Origin of the sequence: Tolypothrix sp. FACHB-123, assembly GCF_014697075.1 — a bacterium.
Taxonomy (GTDB): Bacteria; Cyanobacteriota; Cyanobacteriia; order Cyanobacteriales; family Nostocaceae; genus Aulosira.
Genome location: NZ_JACJRE010000020.1, coordinates 38,418 through 55,730, shown reverse-complemented (window position 1 = coordinate 55,730; position 17,313 = coordinate 38,418). Strand labels below are relative to the sequence as shown.

The 17,313-nt window shown below is 41.4% G+C and carries 15 protein-coding genes; 6 read left to right on the top strand and 9 right to left on the bottom strand.

Annotated elements, in window-relative coordinates:
• Positions 1-576, top strand: coding sequence for a DUF924 family protein (locus tag H6G41_RS15135; protein ID WP_190747008.1), 576 nt, complete (start codon positions 1-3; stop codon positions 574-576).
• A 147-nt stretch (positions 577-723) separates the two neighbouring features.
• Here H6G41_RS15135 and H6G41_RS15130 read toward each other — a convergent pair whose 3' ends face one another.
• The 3 genes from H6G41_RS15130 to clpB all read right to left on the bottom strand — a co-directional run bounded on the left by H6G41_RS15130 (position 724) and on the right by clpB (position 4,699).
• Positions 724-960 carry a Nif11-like leader peptide family natural product precursor gene (locus H6G41_RS15130; protein WP_190747007.1) on the bottom strand — a complete coding sequence of 79 codons (237 nt, stop codon included), beginning with the start codon at positions 958-960 and terminating at the stop codon, positions 724-726.
• Between the two features lie 327 nt (positions 961-1,287).
• Entirely contained in the window at positions 1,288-1,884 is a 597-nt protein-coding gene (locus H6G41_RS15125) for a hypothetical protein (RefSeq protein ID WP_190747006.1), read from the bottom strand.
• Between the two features lie 196 nt (positions 1,885-2,080).
• Positions 2,081-4,699, bottom strand: coding sequence for an ATP-dependent chaperone ClpB (gene clpB, locus H6G41_RS15120; protein WP_190747005.1), 2,619 nt, complete (start codon positions 4,697-4,699; stop codon positions 2,081-2,083).
• Positions 4,700-5,346: 647 nt separating this feature from the next.
• Here clpB and H6G41_RS15115 point away from each other — a divergent pair.
• The gene (locus H6G41_RS15115; RefSeq protein ID WP_190747004.1) at positions 5,347-6,285 is read left to right on the top strand and encodes an N-acetylmuramoyl-L-alanine amidase; all 939 of its coding nucleotides are present in this window, start codon (positions 5,347-5,349) and stop codon (positions 6,283-6,285) included.
• A gap of 229 nt (positions 6,286-6,514) precedes the next feature.
• Positions 6,515-7,594 (top strand): peptidoglycan-binding protein, encoded by a 1,080-nt coding sequence (locus H6G41_RS15110; RefSeq protein WP_190747003.1) that lies wholly within the window; start codon positions 6,515-6,517, stop codon positions 7,592-7,594.
• Between the two features lie 110 nt (positions 7,595-7,704).
• On the opposite strand, the gene H6G41_RS15105 is transcribed toward H6G41_RS15110, so the two are convergent.
• A complete protein-coding gene (locus H6G41_RS15105; protein ID WP_190747002.1) occupies positions 7,705-8,289 on the bottom strand; it encodes a hypothetical protein in 585 nt (194 codons plus the stop codon).
• A 221-nt stretch (positions 8,290-8,510) separates the two neighbouring features.
• Here H6G41_RS15105 and H6G41_RS15100 point away from each other — a divergent pair, with 221 nt between their 5' ends.
• On the top strand, positions 8,511-9,158 hold the full coding sequence (locus H6G41_RS15100; protein ID WP_190747001.1) for a hypothetical protein: 648 nt from the start codon (positions 8,511-8,513) through the stop codon (positions 9,156-9,158).
• Positions 9,159-9,260: 102 nt separating this feature from the next.
• Positions 9,261-9,686: a hypothetical protein gene (locus H6G41_RS15095; RefSeq protein ID WP_190747000.1), complete on the top strand. Its 426-nt coding sequence runs from the start codon at positions 9,261-9,263 to the stop codon at positions 9,684-9,686.
• Here H6G41_RS15095 and H6G41_RS15090 read toward each other — a convergent pair whose 3' ends face one another.
• The 3 genes from H6G41_RS15090 to H6G41_RS15080 all read right to left on the bottom strand — a co-directional run bounded on the left by H6G41_RS15090 (position 9,687) and on the right by H6G41_RS15080 (position 13,403).
• A complete protein-coding gene (locus tag H6G41_RS15090; protein WP_190746999.1) occupies positions 9,687-11,615 on the bottom strand; it encodes a S9 family peptidase in 1,929 nt (642 codons plus the stop codon).
• A gap of 671 nt (positions 11,616-12,286) precedes the next feature.
• A complete protein-coding gene (locus tag H6G41_RS15085) occupies positions 12,287-12,967 on the bottom strand; it encodes a PAS domain-containing protein (protein ID WP_190746998.1) in 681 nt (226 codons plus the stop codon).
• Positions 12,948-13,403, bottom strand: a complete 456-nt coding sequence (locus tag H6G41_RS15080; protein ID WP_190746997.1) for a hypothetical protein — start codon at positions 13,401-13,403, stop codon at positions 12,948-12,950. The genes H6G41_RS15085 and H6G41_RS15080 overlap by 20 nt, the downstream gene beginning before the upstream one ends.
• A 649-nt stretch (positions 13,404-14,052) precedes the next feature.
• On the opposite strand from H6G41_RS15080, the gene rsgA reads away from it, so the two are divergent.
• Positions 14,053-15,114 (top strand): ribosome small subunit-dependent GTPase A, encoded by a 1,062-nt coding sequence (gene rsgA, locus H6G41_RS15075; RefSeq protein WP_190746996.1) that lies wholly within the window; start codon positions 14,053-14,055, stop codon positions 15,112-15,114.
• Positions 15,115-15,212: 98 nt separating this feature from the next.
• Here the strand turns inward: rsgA and H6G41_RS15070 are convergent, their stop codons facing one another.
• Both H6G41_RS15070 and H6G41_RS15065 read right to left on the bottom strand, forming a co-directional pair.
• Complete coding sequence (locus H6G41_RS15070; protein WP_190746995.1) at positions 15,213-15,995, bottom strand: ABC transporter ATP-binding protein; 783 nt, start codon at positions 15,993-15,995, stop codon at positions 15,213-15,215.
• Positions 15,985-17,118 carry a branched-chain amino acid ABC transporter permease gene (locus H6G41_RS15065; protein WP_190746994.1) on the bottom strand — a complete coding sequence of 378 codons (1,134 nt, stop codon included), beginning with the start codon at positions 17,116-17,118 and terminating at the stop codon, positions 15,985-15,987. The genes H6G41_RS15070 and H6G41_RS15065 overlap by 11 nt, the downstream gene beginning before the upstream one ends.
• Positions 17,119-17,313 lie beyond the last annotated feature (195 nt).

Here is a 17,313-nt window from a genome sequence, read left to right as displayed (position 1 = left end):
ATGTCACAGGCAAAAGCTATTTTGGAATTCTGGTTTGGTCATCCCGATGAACCAGGTTACGGTAAACTCAGAGATTTTTGGTTTAAAGCAACACCGGATTTCGATCGGGAATTGACAAGTCGCTTTCTAGAAGCTTACGAAAAGGCCGCAGCAGGATTATTAGACGAATGGGTGGATTCATCACAAAGCTGTCTAGCATTGATTCTGCTGCTAGATCAATTTCCGCGAAATATGTTTCGCGGAACGCCTCAAGCTTTTGCTACTGACTGGGAAGCACTTTCAGTAGCACAGCAAGCTGTAGCTAAAGGTTATGATCGTGAATTCCTGCCTGTGCAACGCTGGTTTATTTACTTACCCTTTGAACATAGCGAAAACCTTGAGGATCAGCGACGCTGCGTGAAGCTATTTCAGCAAATCAGTCACGATGGAGAAAGCGCGATCGCCATTAAGTCCGCTTTTAAACACATGGAAATAATTGAGCGTTTTGGGCGGTTTCCCCATCGCAATTTGATTTTAGGACGCGCTTCAACTCCAGAGGAAATAGAGTTTTTAAAGCAAGCAGGTTCTTCATTTTAAATGCTTAGCTATCTGCCACATTAATGATGATGAATAATTCTTTGGGTCTGCGCTGACTAGGAAATCATCACAATTAATGTGGCAAACTACTAAGTAGCCACAACCGTGAACCGTCAATATAATTTTCAAATCAACAAAATTGGCAGATTACGCCAGATTTAGAGAATTGTCTGCACTGCTGGACTCGCTGTCAAACCATATTTGGTCGAGTTCATTTTCATTAAAGTTATAGCCATGAGTAGCGGCAAATTTGACAATTTTTGTTTTATCCCAATGGTAACTGCCAAAAAATCCTTGATTACAGCACTTTTTAGAATATTGGTCGTAAATTGTTGGGTCTGATGTTAAAAGGTCATAAAAAGCCTTTACCTGTTCTAAGGACATACAATATCTTTCTCCTTTGATGAAAATTTTTTAATGTAATAACAACTACATGAAAATCAAATCTAGTTCCGGGCTGAATCTTGAAGCTTGTAATCAGCTTGGTTCATTTTCTCATAAACTTTTGTCAAAGTTATGGAGGTTTGATTTTGAAAAACATAACAAGGTATAAATAGTCAACTATTAAAAGGAAGATTATGGAAAATATATCGTAATTTATTTTTAACTACAATGGTAGAATATTTTTTGACAAAAATTTACTAAAGTCTTCAGACTAGAAATATCTGACTGAGATTTTTGCAATCATCAAATTGAATGTTTAAGGCTATTTTATAATGTGGATGCTAGCAATTTTCGGCGGATTTTTACCGCGCCATGCACAATTCCTAAAACTGCACCCAGATAAAGTCCAATATGAATTCCCCAAACCAAAATAAACTTGGGAATTTCTGCCGGTTCAGCGATTGGCTGAATTTGCTCGATCAAGAAGGGAAACTGAAAATAATAAAATATCAATCCTGTAATTGGAGCAACCACAATTGCCCAAGCAATAGGATATTTTGCCATTTTCAATAATTGACGATGGGGCAAAGGTAACTTTCGTCTCTGATTAATGACTAAAAATATGCCGTAGCTAAAAAAACCTGCGAAAAAGCCTGCTTCAAATCCAACCTTACTTACTTGCCAGCGAAAACTAGAATCATAAGGGACATTTTTGAAGTAATAAAAGTAAGCAGGTGAAAGAGTGCAGGTAATTTGATCGTTAATAATACCAAATATTGCACCGATTAAACCGGAGACAATTAAAAACAAGTATTCTTTAAATTTCTTCGGGTTAGTTGGATTACGCCAGTAGTCATAGGCGATAACTAAACCCATCAATGAAAATAAGATTAACAATCGATAGTGGTAGGGAACATTTTGCATAAAGTGATTTTTTATGTGTAATTAAAAAATATAATTTCTATAATTATTTGAGTGAAAATTTTGATTGTTGATTAGGTATATCAACGGCGTATTCAGTATTATCTTGCTCTTTAAATTCGCCCACAGTATTTAAAACAAACAAAGACGCCAAGAATTCTTGGCGTCTTTACTTTGTCTGCGGTTATAGATAACCAAATTAGCTAGTAAACACCTCAACCGGCAAGCGGCTGAAAGATAGGCGTTCATTTTGCACATCTACAAAGATAGAATCACCATCGTGGAATTCGCCACGCAAGATAGCTTTGGCAATTTGAGTTTCTAATTCTCGTTGAATTGCTCGTTTTAATGGACGCGCTCCAAACACGGGATCGTAACCAACTTCGGCTAAAAAGTCAAGGGCAGCATCCGAGAGTCGCAGGGACATTTTGCGATCGCTCAATCTTTGGCGCAATCTATCAGCTTGTAGCATAACAATCTGGCGGAGTTCGCGCTTCTGCAAGCTGTGGAAGATAATAAACTCGTCAATCCGGTTGAGGAATTCTGGACGGAAGCTACTACGCATCGCTTCCAATACCCGATGGCGCATTTCGTCATAGCGCATGTCATCCCCAGCCACATCGAGAATATATTGAGAACCGATGTTACTAGTCATGATAATAATCGCATTTTTGAAGTCTACTGTATGACCTTGGGCATCGGTGACGCGACCATCATCGAGAATTTGCAGGAAGATGTTAAACACATCGGGGTGTGCTTTCTCAATTTCATCAAAGAGAATCACAGCATAGGGACGACGGCGAATAGCTTCAGTGAGTTGTCCCCCTTCTTCGTAACCAACATATCCGGGAGGCGCACCAATTAAGCGAGAAACTGTGTGCTTCTCCATGTATTCCGACATATCAATGCGTACCAAAGCTTCTTCGGTATCGAACATGTATGCTGCTAAGGCTTTGGCTAACTCGGTTTTACCGACACCTGTGGGGCCGAGGAAGATAAAGCTAGCAATGGGACGGTTAGGATCGGCTAAACCAGCACGCGATCGCTGAATCGCATCGGCTACAGCTGTAACGGCTTCATCTTGTCCAATCACTCGGTGGTGCAGTTCATCTTCTAGATGCAGCAGTTTTTCTTTTTCCGATTCCACCAATTTACTAATGGGAATTCCTGTCCATTTAGAAATGATTTCCGCAATATCGGCTTCGGTGACTTCTTCCCGCAGCAGAGATTTACCCGTACCTTGAGCTTGGGTGAGTTCATTTTCAGCAGCTTCTAATCTCCGATGTAAATCGGTTAATTTGCCGTATTTTAACTCAGCAGCCCGATTGAGGTCGTAATTCCGTTCTGCTTGCTGAATTTCCAGGTTTACGCGGTCGATTTCTTCCTTAACACCCTGAATTTTGGTAATTACATCCTTTTCTGATTGCCATTGTGCACTCAGGGTTCTTTGTTCTTCTTTGAGATCTGCAAGTTCCTTCTCTAATCTTTCCAACCGTTCGCGAGAAGCTAAATCGCTTTCTTTTTGCAAAGATAGCTTTTCCATTTCTAGTTGGAGAATCTTGCGATCGATTTCGTCAAGTTCTTCTGGCTTAGAAGTAATTTCCATTTTCAGCCTAGCGGCGGCTTCGTCTACTAAGTCAATGGCTTTATCTGGTAAAAAGCGATCGCTAATATAACGACTCGATAATGTCGCCGCAGCTACTAGGGAACTATCGGAAATCTTCACCCCGTGATGCACTTCATAGCGTTCTTTCAACCCCCGCAAAATAGAGATAGTATCTTCGACGCTGGGCTGATCTACATAAACTTGCTGGAAGCGTCTTTCTAAAGCGGCGTCTTTTTCTATATATTTGCGATATTCATCTAAAGTTGTCGCCCCAATACAGCGCAACTCGCCTCTAGCTAGCATGGGTTTTAATAAATTCCCCGCATCCATTGCGCCTTGAGTTGCACCAGCACCAACTACAGTATGAATTTCATCAATAAATAGAACAATATTCCCGCCAGATTCGGTAACTTCTTTTAATACTGCTTTCAGGCGTTCTTCAAATTCTCCTCGGAATTTCGCCCCAGCAATCAAAGCACCCATATCTAAAGCGATCAGCTTGCGGTCTTTGAGGGATTGGGGAACATCACCGGCAACGATACGCTGGGCGAGTCCTTCGGCGATCGCAGTTTTACCTACACCAGGTTCGCCAATCAAAACGGGGTTATTCTTGGTACGACGCGAAAGGATTTGAATCGTGCGGCGAATTTCATCATCGCGCCCAATCACCGGATCGAGTTGACCTTTACGTGCTGCTTCTGTGAGATCGCGCCCGTATTTTTCCAGGGATTGGTATTTACCTTCTGGATTTTGGTCGGTCACTGTCTGGCTCCCCCGAATTTGTTTAATAATATTTTTTAGTTTGCTTTCATCTAAACCAAATTCTTGCAATATACCTTTACCAAAGCGGTCATCTTTGGCATAAGCCAGCAATAAATGCTCAATAGAAATATATTCGTCCTTAAATTCTTTGCGATAAGCGTCCGCCCTGTCTAACAGAGTATCCAAGCTGCGTCCTAAGTAGACAGAAGTGCTGCTACCGGATACCTTGGGCTGACGTTGAATAAATTGTTCGGCGCGATCGCGGATTTTTTGCAAATTCACACCCGCTTTGGTCAAAATCCCGCTGGCTAGACCTTCTTGTTCCAGCAGCGCCTTCATCAGGTGTTCGCTTTCAATCTGTTGTTGCTGATATTGTTTCACAATATCGGGGGTATGGGCGATCGCTTCCCAGGCTTTCTCTGTAAATTGGTTTGGATTAGTGGGTTGCATAGGCTTGTGGAGAAACCACTCCAGACACAGGACTATAAAGATAACTCACACTCGCTTAACGGTGAATCCGTTCTTGCACAGTGTTCGTGACTAAGAAAATCAAATTAATTCTTATAGAATCATTGTAAGAAGAGCATGGTAAATGGCTGGATCGGTCTTCACGGCTTTCTCAGTAGTATTACCTCCCTTCACTAGGTTTGTTGACGGTTGACGGTTGACTGTTGACTGTTGTAAGGGCGGGTTCACAAATATCCTCACTGATCAACGATAATTCTCAATAAACCCGCCCCTACTGACTTTTGACTGGGAAGAAATTCGCTCAATATACTTGTGTATTTTGTTGCATCAGCCTTTCAGTGATAAATTTATTTGCCAGCTGTGTTAAGCGAACAAAAGTTTTGTTAAAATCCGGGAATTTATTTTCTTTATCTTGTAGTAAAAAAATATTTTGGACAATTTTAGCGATGATTATTTATCTTATGACTTTTGTCAGAGTAACTTTCAGCATATTTATGGTATGTATTTTTCCTAGTCATGTTAGCTTTTAAGATGGAAAATTTATTTTTCTTTCTGTAAAAGTATAAAAGAGAGTAATCAAAAGGTGTTAAGAATTTAAACTAATATGAAAATAAGCGGAGGAGATAGAAATGAAATTTGGTATTGATATTGGACATAATTGCCCTCCAGACACTGGAGCAAGAGGTATCAGATTTGAAGATAATTTAACCTTAGATGTGGGCAATAGAGTCATATCTAAACTACAAGCTTTAGGGCATCAAGTCATTCCATGTAGACCCGCTAGAGCTAATAGAGTCGGTGAATCACTTGATAGAAGATGCGACATAGCCAACGCTAATAAAGTTGATGTGTTCGTCTCAATTCATTTTAATGCTTTTAACGGTAAAGCAAACGGCACAGAAGTATTTGCAGGTAGCGAAACTAGTCGCAGAATTGCTAAACCAGTATTAGATGAAATTGTCAAATTAGGATACTTTAATCGGGGTGTGAAGAGTGGTTCCCATTTATATGTATTGAGAAATACAAATATGCCTGCAATTCTTGTAGAATGCTGCTTTATTGATTCTCAAAAAGACATGAACATTTATGATTCAGAATCAGTAGCAAATGCAATTGTTAAAGGCTTGACTGGTAAATTACCAACTACTACTGTAAACCCTGTCCCCGATGAAGAAATGAATGTAGATGTCACAGTTCTGCGTCTACAGAAAGCATTGAATCAACTAAAAATTACCGATAGAAATGGTAAACCTTTAGTAGAAGATGGTATATCGGGTAATGCTACAAGTTCTGCGGTTACCAAATTTCAAAAAGTAGTTGGTATAGCAGAAACAGGAACTGCTAACAAAGCTACCTGGGATGCCATCAATTTGATTTTAGCAAGAAGAATTATTCGTCCAAATCATGCTGGTGGGACAGTAGTTCGCTACTTGCAATATCGTTTGGGTGTTGAGGTCGATGGTATTTATGGGCCGCAAACAGAGGCGACAGTGAAAAATTTTCAAAAGCAAAATGGCTTAGTTGCTGATGGCATTATCGGCCCTGCTTCTTGGCAGAAATTACTTTAAATATGGTGATGCAATTCAAGATAATTGACAAGGCTGTCATTGTTTGCTAATGCCAAAGTTAGGCAATCATTATCAGGAATAATTTCCTTTTTTAAATATCATCCTGAGTAATCCATAGACGGCTTGCAAAAGTACCTGAAGTAACAGATAAAATCCAGCAAAATGCTGACTGTATTACTAAACATCAAGCTTTTGCAAGAAGTCTATAATTTTTAATGGGGAGAAAATTATGGCTTTTAATGTTAGCATTCTGAAACTACCAGTAATCAGACTTGGTTCCAAAGGGGCGATTGTAGAAGCTTGGCAACGCTTCCTGAAAAATGCTCAATTTCCTATTGATGTGGTTGATGGTGATTTTGGTAAACAGACTGACCAAGCAACTCGTAACTATCAGCAAAGAAATAACTTAACCGCTGATGGTATAGTAGGAAATATGACTTATTCTGTAGCCCTGAATCAGGGTTTTATTTTACAGATTCCTAATCTTTCACCTAGCACATTGCTAAGTTACCTTGGTTTTGGGGAAGCAGAAGTTAAAGATTTCCAAGCATCTATCAATAAAACTGGACAATTAAATCCACTTTTAAAAATAGATGGAGATTTTGGTAATAGTAGTAATAAAGGTTTAGCTGAAGCATATAAGAAAAGAGATGTGCGCTGGCGTAGCGAAATAGAAGCAGCTTTAAGCAATAATACTAAACAAAAACTCGGACAAGATTTAACACCAGCCTTAGATATTTTAAATGGTTATGCGAAAATTCAAAGATTTCGCCTCAGTGGCGCACATTGGGTTGATAATTTCCCTACTAGCAGATTAATTGCAGATTTAGCTTTACCATTTCGTCAAAGAGTAGAAGCATTTCAAAAAGCACTTATTGATGCAGGATGTCAAGTAATTGTCACTGCAACCCATCGTCCTAAAGAACGTGCTTATTTAATGCATTATGCAGCACGAATCAATAGACAAGAAATTGCTGCGAAATTTGTCCCAAGTATGGCGGGAGTTAATATTGAATGGGAGCATTATACCAATGCAGGTTCAGTACAAGCTGCTAAAGAGATGGTAAATGCTTATGGAATTGGTGGTAATCCTGTTTCTTTAAATTCGCGCCATACTCAAAGATTAGCAATTGATTGGAATGTCACCTGGAATGGCACAATTAGTATTAGAGATGGTAATGGGAGAATGGTGAATGTAGGTAACCCAACAAACGCAGCCTTAAATCGAAGTTTATGGACAGTAGGTAGTAGCTACGGCGTGTATAAGTTGAGTAACGATCCTCCCCATTGGTCTGTGGATGGTTATTAAATGCTGGTGTTCAGATCTCTGATTTCTATCAGAAATCGGAGATCTTGCAAACCAACAGCCTAGGAAGAATATCTCCTCTGCAATAATTATGTAGAATAGCCGAAGATTAACTAGCCGCGATTGCGTTCTAGGAGCAGCATCATCATTAAACTTAACAGAACTTGCTCTTGTTCGCGATCGCTTAATTGATCGACTTGTTTAATCGTAAATCTTCTGGAGAGAAACGAGGGAATTTTCTCTAACCGCATGACAACAGTACCATCAGCCCGGCTGACTAGATAAACTGGGTTGAAGACATAACCAGTAAACAACCCCACAACTGGTATCTCTGCAAATAAAGCATCAGCAACTTTTATCCAAGGATTTTTTTCTTGGATGGTGAGATTGCTAGTATCACCATCAAATATGTCATAGCGGGCGCGCCAAAGCGATCGCAATCCTCGCCGTTTGACAGCACCAATTTCTTTACCGTTGCTATCGCTAAAATTATAACGTGCCGAAAAATCGATAATTCGGTCAGCTTTGATGTAATAAAGCGGACGAGTTTGTTCTACATCAGCAAAAATCGTGATTGCTTCCTTTAGCTTAAAAAGCTTCTGCTTAACATAAAACAGCAAATTACTTTGGTTATCAACAATCGAGATTTGCGGCGCTAACGCCCAAAATTTGAAAGTCAGTTCTAAAGGGTACTGCATAATTCGGTAAAAACCTCAAGACGATTCACTTATTTATCCCAATTTTTGGTCAATAGTCATTAGTCAGTTGTTTTTTTCCTTGTCTTCCTGATCCTTCAATACCTCCGCTAGGATTTACAAAAAAATTTCCCTCAGGGGTGCATAAACTTCTTAAGTTCAACCTATGAGTAAGTGAAGGGATGAAAGCCCAAGACAAACACTGAAACTAAAGGAAAATGACTATGAAATTCCGTAACCTAACTGGCTCTTTACTTACTGCTACTGCACTTTTAACCGCTACACTACCAGCATTCGCCGGGCCATTTGATGCACAGCCGGCTGGTATCTTTAAACCTGGTATTCTTACCCCTGGCGCAGCTGTAGGTAATGGTACTCCTAACACTTCTACACCTAGCAATCCCGTAGGTAACAGTGAAATTCAAGGTTTGGGAGATCATCAATCTTGGGTTGACCCGAAAACTCTCGCCAATGACCCCCGTGCTTTATGTAGTGATGTTGGTTTAGGTAGCAACACCCGCAACAGTTCTACTAAAATAGCGATCGCTACTTCTACTAGCACTCGTTCTAGTTCTGCTCAAAGCCACAATGATGGCGGTGGCGGTGGTGTCAGCTTCTTAGGTATTGGCGTTAGTGGTAGCGGTGCGAGCCAAGGTAGCCGAAATAACAGCGATTCTAAAGATAGTCGTAATAACCGCAATGAAGAAAATAGCAGCAGTTCCTCTACAGTAGTTCAAGGTAAAAATTGCGATGCTTTCGTTAACTCTGCGGCTGCTAGAGATATGAACTACCAAGATAACCTCACCCGTCGTTATGAAATTAAAACTGGTCGCAGAGGCGCGCAAGTCAATCAATTGCTAGAAGATAAATAAGTTATTACTAATTAACACTAGTATTTGATTTGAAATTTTAAATGAATTCCACGCCGGGGTTAGCGCCCTGGCAATTACTGTTTTTAATTAACAGGAGATACCATGAATAGCCCACCTAGAGCTAGAATGATTAGCTTGAGTACAATTCTCTTGCTATCAATCACTTCTTTAGCCAGCGCCGAAACTCCGAGAAATCGCGACTCTTCAGTACTACCCTATCTTTTAGATAACCCTAATGACAGTTCTTTAGTAAGAGTGCGTTGTCTTCCTAGCAATAGAGTAGCGAGAAACCGACGCATCATCAGAGATAGCCTCTTACGCCCAAACCAGAGCGATAATCAGACTGTGACAATTGATATTGAAGGAAATTGTCAGAATTTGAGAATTCGTGTCCATGATGACAATCAATTTTCTGATTTCCCTAACTATAATCCCGATTTAGAAGATTCCTGGCTGACTCGTAAAGGTTCTGGATGGTATTGGTTTCTCCGTCGTCCGCAAAATCAGCCGCAGCACGAGAGAGAATAATCAAAAGTTTTCAATTGGTAAAGGTTCTACAGCATCAGCTAATTCAAAGCCGAAAATCCGCGAGTAAAAGTAAAGTTCCCCTTCTAAAGAACGCTTGATATTTTCGGCTTGTCGGAACCCATGCTGCTCCCCTGGAAAGGGAAGATAAGCCACGGGAACGCCTTTAACTCGCAATGCTGTTACCATTGCTTCTGTTTGGTTGGGTGGTACTACTTGGTCTTCCAATCCTTGAAAGAAAATTACAGGCGAGGCTAGACGTTCAGTAAAATTAATTGGCGATCGCTCTTGATAAAGCTGCTGCTGTTCGGGATACTTACCAATTAAGCGGTCTAAATATCTCGATTCAAATTTGTGGGTATCTCGCGCTAAAGCTTCTAAATCGCTCACCCCATAGTGACTCGCACCTGCTTTAAAGGTATCGCGGAAAGTTAAAGCACACAGCGTTGTATAACCACCCGCACTCCCACCAGAAATTGCTAGACGGTTACCGTCTACTTGTCCTTTTTCTACCAAATAACGCGCCCCATCAACGCAATCATCAACATCGACAATTCCCCATTGTCCATCTAATCTTTGGCGGTATTCTCTGCCATAACCAGTACTACCACCATAATTGACATCTAAAACTGCAATACCGCGACTTGTCCAGTATTGAATGCGAAAATTCAAACTGCTCCCAGCCGCAGCTGTCGGCCCCCCGTGGCTTTTGACAATTAGCGGCGGTTTCTCCCCATCTGGGGCTGTGTAATCTTGATTTTGCGGGGGATAAAATAAGGCGTAGGCTGTCTTACCATCACTTGTAGGGTAGGCAATTGGTTGGGCTAAGGAAAGATAACCAGCCTCAATCTGCACATCACTGGCGCGGCGTAGTACTTCCAGTTTTTGACTCGCCAAATCTAACTGCACAATTGATGTTTGCTCGGTTGGCGAACCACCGAGCAGAAATACTTTACCAGGAGCGGTGTGGAGTGAAGAAATATCTGTGTAAGGATTTGGCAGAGATTCTAATTGCTTAGTTTTGGTATCGAGACTTGCTAAATGCCAAATACCTTCTTGAGTATAAGTGCAAATAATGCGATCGCTTGACTCAAAATCATAGGTGCGCATTCCTAACACCCACAGAGGTTTACCAAACTCTGCTTTTATCTCGGTTAAAGGTTCCACACTGTGATTTTGCCAGCGATAGAGATTCCACCAGCCTGTGCGGTCTGAAATAAAGTATAGTGTACCGTCTGGCGACCACTGAGGTTGAAATATAGATTCTTCTATACCCCCGGCAATTTTTTCGGCTTTTCCTAAAAATCCATCTGCATTAACTTCTGCTACCCACAGTTCCGTACCATCCCAGGGCATATTTGGATGGTTCCAACTTAGCCAAGCCAAGCACGAACCATCAGGACTCAGGCGCGGTGCGGCGTAAAAATCGTTACCTGCAACTAGTTGCTGTGGTGTACTATCTCCTGTCAACCCAATACTTACCACAGTATTGACAGCTTCTTGCCCAGCAACGCTATGATCCTCGCACACGCAAATAATCCGTTGGCGTTGATGGTCAAAAATAGCGTCTGCGTAGCGTTTTGCTACTTCTGGTGTGATGGCTTGTGGTGCGCTATCAGCAGATTGACGATAAAGGCGCTGGTCGGCAAAGTTAACAAAGTACACTGTGCCATTAACTACCAAAAAAGAAGCACCGCCATATTCATGGACACGGGTACGGACGTTATACCCTGTAAGGGTTACGTCGTAAGTTTGACCATTTTTTAACTGTACTATTACGTTTCTACCTTTTTCTGATGGTCGTAATTCACTCCAGTAGATATCTTCACCATCGAGCCAAATTTGTCCTAAGCCAATTGTTTGGGAGGTAATTAAATTTGTGGTAATCGGCGATCGCCACGCTCCATAAGCTGCTATCTCTGGTTTAGTCATGCTTTAGCTATCTCCCTGTCTCAAAATTTAGCAAGCGGTAGCGTCTCGTAGAGAAGCGGCTTGTCGTCAGACATCGCATGTGCGTGCAAATACAAAACCTTAGCACACCACACACAGCAAAAAACCTTTCCCTAGGCACAATCTTTCATATACATGAGCTTATTATTTTGTTACACAGATAAAATTGCTAATAGTAAAGCAAATTGTAAGGATGGATACGATTTATTTGTAAAAGTCAAGGTAAATTTGGGCAGTGCAATGGAGTGTCAAGGGTGCATTTACCAAAATTCAACACCCACAATTGCTAGAACAGTTAACTTCCGCACCTGAAACTAGCACTCTGTAATCGATGTGATTTTAATTAACTGCTATGCAGTTTTGAAAAATCTTAAAAATTAGGCTAACTATTCCCAGATAGGGTTTAAATCGCTATATTTTTTCAATTTTCAGTGACGAATCAGGGAAGCAAGAAAGAATTAGGTAGATGTCCTGAAGAGAATTAAGATAGATAACTGCAACAGTCTTGCCCTGAACGCTTCAATTTTTAATCTGAAAATTTAAAACGCGATCGTAAATACTGGTAACTTAACTAAAAAAAATGCACCCCGAAATAGAAAAATCAATGATACACCTGATGATTTTCTAATTCGTGAAGGAGCCAAATTGTGAATTTAAGCTTGTTCCAGCACCCCTGGAGGTATGGGTACAAGTTGGGGACTCGCTAAGCTGATTCCCTGTCTGTACCAAATACCCTCCACCTCAAAAGCCTCAAATTGCGTAGTTAAGATTGCCCAAGCTCTCTCATTTAATCCCGCAGAATAAGTCCAAGTAAACTGCCTATCATTGTGCAATCTGCGTTCCAGTTCGGCTAAATCCTCAGGTAGCCAAAACTGAGTCATGATCCTTTGAGTGGCAATTTCTGGGGGTGTCTGTAGCATTTGGGCCATTGGCTGATTAACAATAATTTGCTTGCGAGTATCTTGTCTAACGATGCTCACCGGACGCTCATTTTCCGCAGCAGCAACCATACGGTACAACAACTGCGATGGTACCCGTAACTGGCTGCAAAACACTGCACCCTCATTTTGAAGAATTTGCTCGGCTGTTTCCGATGCTGTAGGTGGTTGTTCGCTAGCCATCCACCCAAAAAATTCAATTGGTTGCTTGCAGCCTCGCCACTGAATTTTTACTTTGCCATTAAGTTTACATGCAGTTTCGCTAAAAGCCTCACCATAACTGCGAGCTATATAAGTGGCATCACGCTTAGTAGGGGCAAAAATTGAAACCCCATCATAAGACATTTTAAAGTTCCACCCCGGTAAGTTGAGGATTCTAAGAATACTCACACTCATCTTCTTTGACACCTCCAGAATTTCTATATACTTTTACACCCGGATAATCTTGATACACGGAAATTTTAAAAGTTTCTTGCCAAATTTTTTGTCTGTCTTCCTCAGGAATGTCTAAAGCCGATGTAATAATTGCAAAGTCTCCTGGAGTTGGTAGGACTTCACCTTTGGCTAAGGCGGGCAAATTTTTTAACCCACAGCACTTAAGTTTTGCCATGTTAGCCCTTACTACATCGGCAATTGTTAGGGGAGAAGGTTTTCGAGCGTTGAGAGAATGCGAACCTGTTTTTTTGGCTACCCACTCTTGCGCCATCTCTTCCATAGCGTCGCTTTGGGAAATGCCTAAGCGGGCACAGGTGCTTTTAAATTCCAAGGCTAAATCCAGTGGAATGTAGCCGCTGATTTGCTTGTAGTCATCAGAACGTCTTCTGTCAGTCATATGCTGAAGTCCTCAAATATTATGCTTGTCTTTATTTTCTCTCATGAAGTCTGAAAAGCAAGACATTTTTTTATGTCATTTTTAAATGACAACTTGACAAAAAAAAATGACAAGCCTACTATGGGAAATGGAGCAGTAAACGGCTGAAGACAAAAAACGGTAGATTACACTAGAAGCTAGCTGCTTTTTTGGTAGTTAGCTTCTCCCCTTTATTCAGAACTTGGAAAGTTTTTTTAACCCTCTTCTATTCAGTATATCTGCTTGTAAAAATTTTGCAACACCTTACCCTGATTCCCTCTGATATTAAGCAATGATTAATATTCTGTATTTATTTTTCCGGAATCATGTGATGTAATAATGTAGATCATTCCTTGTAGTATGTCGGGAGGAAGCAAGATGACTGATTTTGTAACAGTCCGGGTAGTATTAATCACTCCAACTCAACGGACACAAGGTACAGAGATTCTTGTTCAATCCGCAAACTTCCAGGAATGAAATCGAGAATTGACGGACACTTATCTAATTCACAATTAGGTAAATTTGGGATTGATTGCCGAATTTGAGAGAAGTGGCTCATTTGCCATAAATTAGGAAGTGTCTCCTCTGTGAGCCTTGTGCGGAACAAGTAGCACACATTGAGGAAAAATCAGTGAATTTGAATGACTTAGGCTGGAGTAGCTTTTTTGCTCACAGCTTTGAAGCATATCGCCAACAAGGATTTACTGTTGGTAGAGTTGCTGTTGAATACAAAGATACATATACCCTGATTGGCGAACAAGGTGAACTAAGAGCGAAAGTAACAGGTAAACTCAGACATCACGCTGTTCAACCCCAAGACTTTCCTGCTGTGGGAGATTGGGTAACTATTCGAGTAAGAGATACAGAAAAGCAAGCAACAATCCACGGAATATTGCCCAGGAAAAGTAAATTTTCTCGCAAAACTGTAGGTAATAAAACAGAGGAGCAAATTGTTGCCGCCAATATTGACACAGTATTCCTTGTATCGGGTTTAGATGGTGACTTTAACCCTAGAAGAATTGAACGCTATCTAATTCTGGCTTGGGAAAGTGGTGCCAATCCAGTTATCGTTTTAAATAAATCTGACTTGTGTGATTCTCTCGAAGCTTGCTTGGCGGAAGTAGAAGCTGTTGCTATTGGCGTACCAATAGTAGTGTTAAGCGCTACCAACAATCAAGGATTGGATGCTTTAACATCTTACTTGCAACCAGGACAGACAGTGGCTTTGTTAGGTTCTTCTGGTGTTGGGAAATCTACTATTACCAATCAACTCAAAGGTGAATCTGTGCAAGCTGTGCAATCAGTACGCCAGAGTGACGACAAAGGAAGACATACAACAACCCATCGTCAGTTGATGTTACTCTCCAATGGGGGCTTGATTATTGATACCCCAGGTATGAGGGAAATCCAAATATGGGCAGGTGATGAAAGTTTGCAAGAAACTTTTGCAGACATTGAAACCTTAGCCGAAAATTGCCGTTTCCGCGATTGTCAGCATCAACAACAACCGGGTTGTGCAGTGCAACATGCTTTATCAGAAAAGCTACTTGATTATTCGCGATTCCTCAGTTACCAAAAGTTACAAAAGGAACTGGAATACTCAGCTCGTAAACAAGATCAAAGGGCACAATTAGCGGAGAAAGAAAGATGGAAGAAAATCCATAAGGCTATGCGACATCACCACAAAGGTTGATTCTCTAGGGGCTAGGGGCTAGGGACTAGGGGCTAGGGACTAGGGGCTAGGGACTAGGGGCTAGGGACTAGGGTATCAATGCCCAATGCCCACCCCTATTATTTTCCTAAATAAGCTTCCAATACTTGGGCATTAGTTTGAATTTCTGCGGGTGTACCGTCGGCAAGGTTTTTACCTTCAGCTAGTACCCAAACGCGATCGCACAGGGACATGATTACGTCCATGTTGTGTTCGATAATCAGAAAAGTCATGCCGTCTTGGCGGTTCCAGTGGAGAATGCGATCGCAAATATCGTCAATCAATCGCGGATTCACCCCCGCGGCTGGTTCATCTAACAAAATTAACTTGGGATTAGTCATCAGCGCCCGCCCCATTTCTAGCAGCTTGCGTTGTCCTCCAGATAAACCGCCGGCGTAATCATGGGCTTTTTTTGCCAAACCCACAGATTCTAAAAAAAACATCGCTTGTTCTTTAAGTTGCTTTTCTTCCTTCGCCACTATATGAGGTTGGAATTGTACCTGCCAAAAATTCTCGCCAGTTTGCTTTTGCGCCGCTAGCAGCATATTTTCTAGCACCGACAACCGCGAAAGAGTCCGGGCTACTTGAAAAGTTCGGACTATGCCTTGTTGGGCGATTTGGTATGGTTGGAGGTGATGAATTGGTTCGCCATCAAAAATCACGCGCCCCTTATCTGGACGAATGAAATTAGATAGTAAGTTAAAAAAGGTAGTTTTACCCGCACCATTAGGGCCAATTAATCCTGTGATACTACCTTTAGCTACCTCAATGCTGGCATCATTGACGGCTTTAATTCCACCAAAGCTTTTACAAAGTCCAGTAGCCGCCAGTAAGGGAAGTTGGGGTGACTGGTTATTTACCAAGGGTAAGTTCCTCCTTTTTCCCTAAGATACCTTGTGGACGCCAAATCATTAGTACCATCAAAATTAAACCAATTACCATGATGCGAAATGCACCCAACCGCGCTTCATCTAGGGGAATAATTTTTGGTAAAAGTTCGCGGGTAATAGCATCATAGGCAAAGAAAATCACAGCACCCAAAATTGTGCCGATGTTATTTCCCGAACCGCCCAAAATCACCATAATCCAAGCGTCAAAAGTTAGCTGTGGTTGGAAATTATCGGGATAAACGGCGCTGAGTTGCCAAGCAAAGAATGCACCTGCTATTCCCGCGATCGCACCACCTAACATCAGTGATTGGAGTTTATACCAAAAGACGTTTTTTCCTAGGGCTTTAGGAATTTCCTCGTCTTCGCGGATTGCTTTGAGGACTCTACCCCAAGGCGATCGCACTAACATTTCCAACCGCCAGAAAACAAAAGCTAAAACTAACAGCGCTACCACCATTAACCCTGCTTTGGGGATGTAGTTATACAAGGTGACGATGCCAGAAATATAAACAATTACCGCCAACAGTCCCAAGACAAGACTCACACTCAGCCGGGATGCGAATTCTTGTTTACTAGTTTTCTTCGTTACAGCCTCAGTACCGCTAGCTACCCTAGTACTATTTATCCAGCGCCATAATGAGAAAACGGTAACGCCCAAAAGCAGCGTCAACAAAGCCATCATCACAACTCTGAAAAATAAATTTGGTGTAGTAGCCAAAGGTATAGGGTAACTTTGAACACCAAAAGCACCAGAAATCCAAGTATTACCCACAGGTAACTCTTGGTTATTTACCACCAAGCGAATTAGTTCGCCTACGCCAATGGTGACAATTCCCAGGTAATCTTCTCGCAGGCGGAGAGTAGCAAAACCAATTACCAAACCTAACAAAGCGGCGACAATAGAGCCGACAATTGCCGATAATAATATGGGAATACCTTTTAAGGTCAACAATACTGTTGTGTAGGCTCCCAAGGTCATAAAAGCAATATGACCAAAGTTAATTAACCCCGTGAAACCCCATTGCAAGTTCAGTCCCAAACTGAACAGGGCAAAAGTGGCTGTAGAAATCGCTAAAAAGATTAAATATTCAAACATATGTCATTAGTCATTAGTCATTAGTTATTTGTTATTCTCCTTGCCTCATCTTCTTTCCCTAGCCCCTAGCCCCTAGCCCCAGATTGTAAGGCATCGTGCCATCTTACGGTTAACGATCGCCTAATTTATGGGCATACTATTTTTGGATTAGGTTAGGGGAGACACGCTGAGGGTGAAACGCAGCGACACAGAGAA

Excerpts from the sequence above, each read along its gene's own strand:
- H6G41_RS15065 (WP_190746994.1), bottom strand. The coding sequence starts at position 17,118 with ATGTTTGAATATTTAATCTTTTTAGCGATTTCTACAGCCACTTTTGCC.
- H6G41_RS15080 (WP_190746997.1), bottom strand. The coding sequence starts at position 13,403 with ATGACTGACAGAAGACGTTCTGATGACTACAAGCAAATCAGCGGCTAC.
- H6G41_RS15090 (WP_190746999.1), bottom strand. The coding sequence starts at position 11,615 with ATGACTAAACCAGAGATAGCAGCTTATGGAGCGTGGCGATCGCCGATT.
- H6G41_RS15085 (WP_190746998.1), bottom strand. The coding sequence starts at position 12,967 with ATGAGTGTGAGTATTCTTAGAATCCTCAACTTACCGGGGTGGAACTTT.
- H6G41_RS15095 (WP_190747000.1), top strand. The coding sequence starts at position 9,261 with ATGAATAGCCCACCTAGAGCTAGAATGATTAGCTTGAGTACAATTCTC.
- H6G41_RS15100 (WP_190747001.1), top strand. The coding sequence starts at position 8,511 with ATGAAATTCCGTAACCTAACTGGCTCTTTACTTACTGCTACTGCACTT.
- H6G41_RS15135 (WP_190747008.1), top strand. The coding sequence starts at position 1 with ATGTCACAGGCAAAAGCTATTTTGGAATTCTGGTTTGGTCATCCCGAT.
- H6G41_RS15125 (WP_190747006.1), bottom strand. The coding sequence starts at position 1,884 with ATGCAAAATGTTCCCTACCACTATCGATTGTTAATCTTATTTTCATTG.
- H6G41_RS15105 (WP_190747002.1), bottom strand. The coding sequence starts at position 8,289 with ATGCAGTACCCTTTAGAACTGACTTTCAAATTTTGGGCGTTAGCGCCG.
- clpB (WP_190747005.1), bottom strand. The coding sequence starts at position 4,699 with ATGCAACCCACTAATCCAAACCAATTTACAGAGAAAGCCTGGGAAGCG.
- H6G41_RS15115 (WP_190747004.1), top strand. The coding sequence starts at position 5,347 with ATGAAATTTGGTATTGATATTGGACATAATTGCCCTCCAGACACTGGA.
- H6G41_RS15110 (WP_190747003.1), top strand. The coding sequence starts at position 6,515 with ATGGCTTTTAATGTTAGCATTCTGAAACTACCAGTAATCAGACTTGGT.
- H6G41_RS15130 (WP_190747007.1), bottom strand. The coding sequence starts at position 960 with ATGTCCTTAGAACAGGTAAAGGCTTTTTATGACCTTTTAACATCAGAC.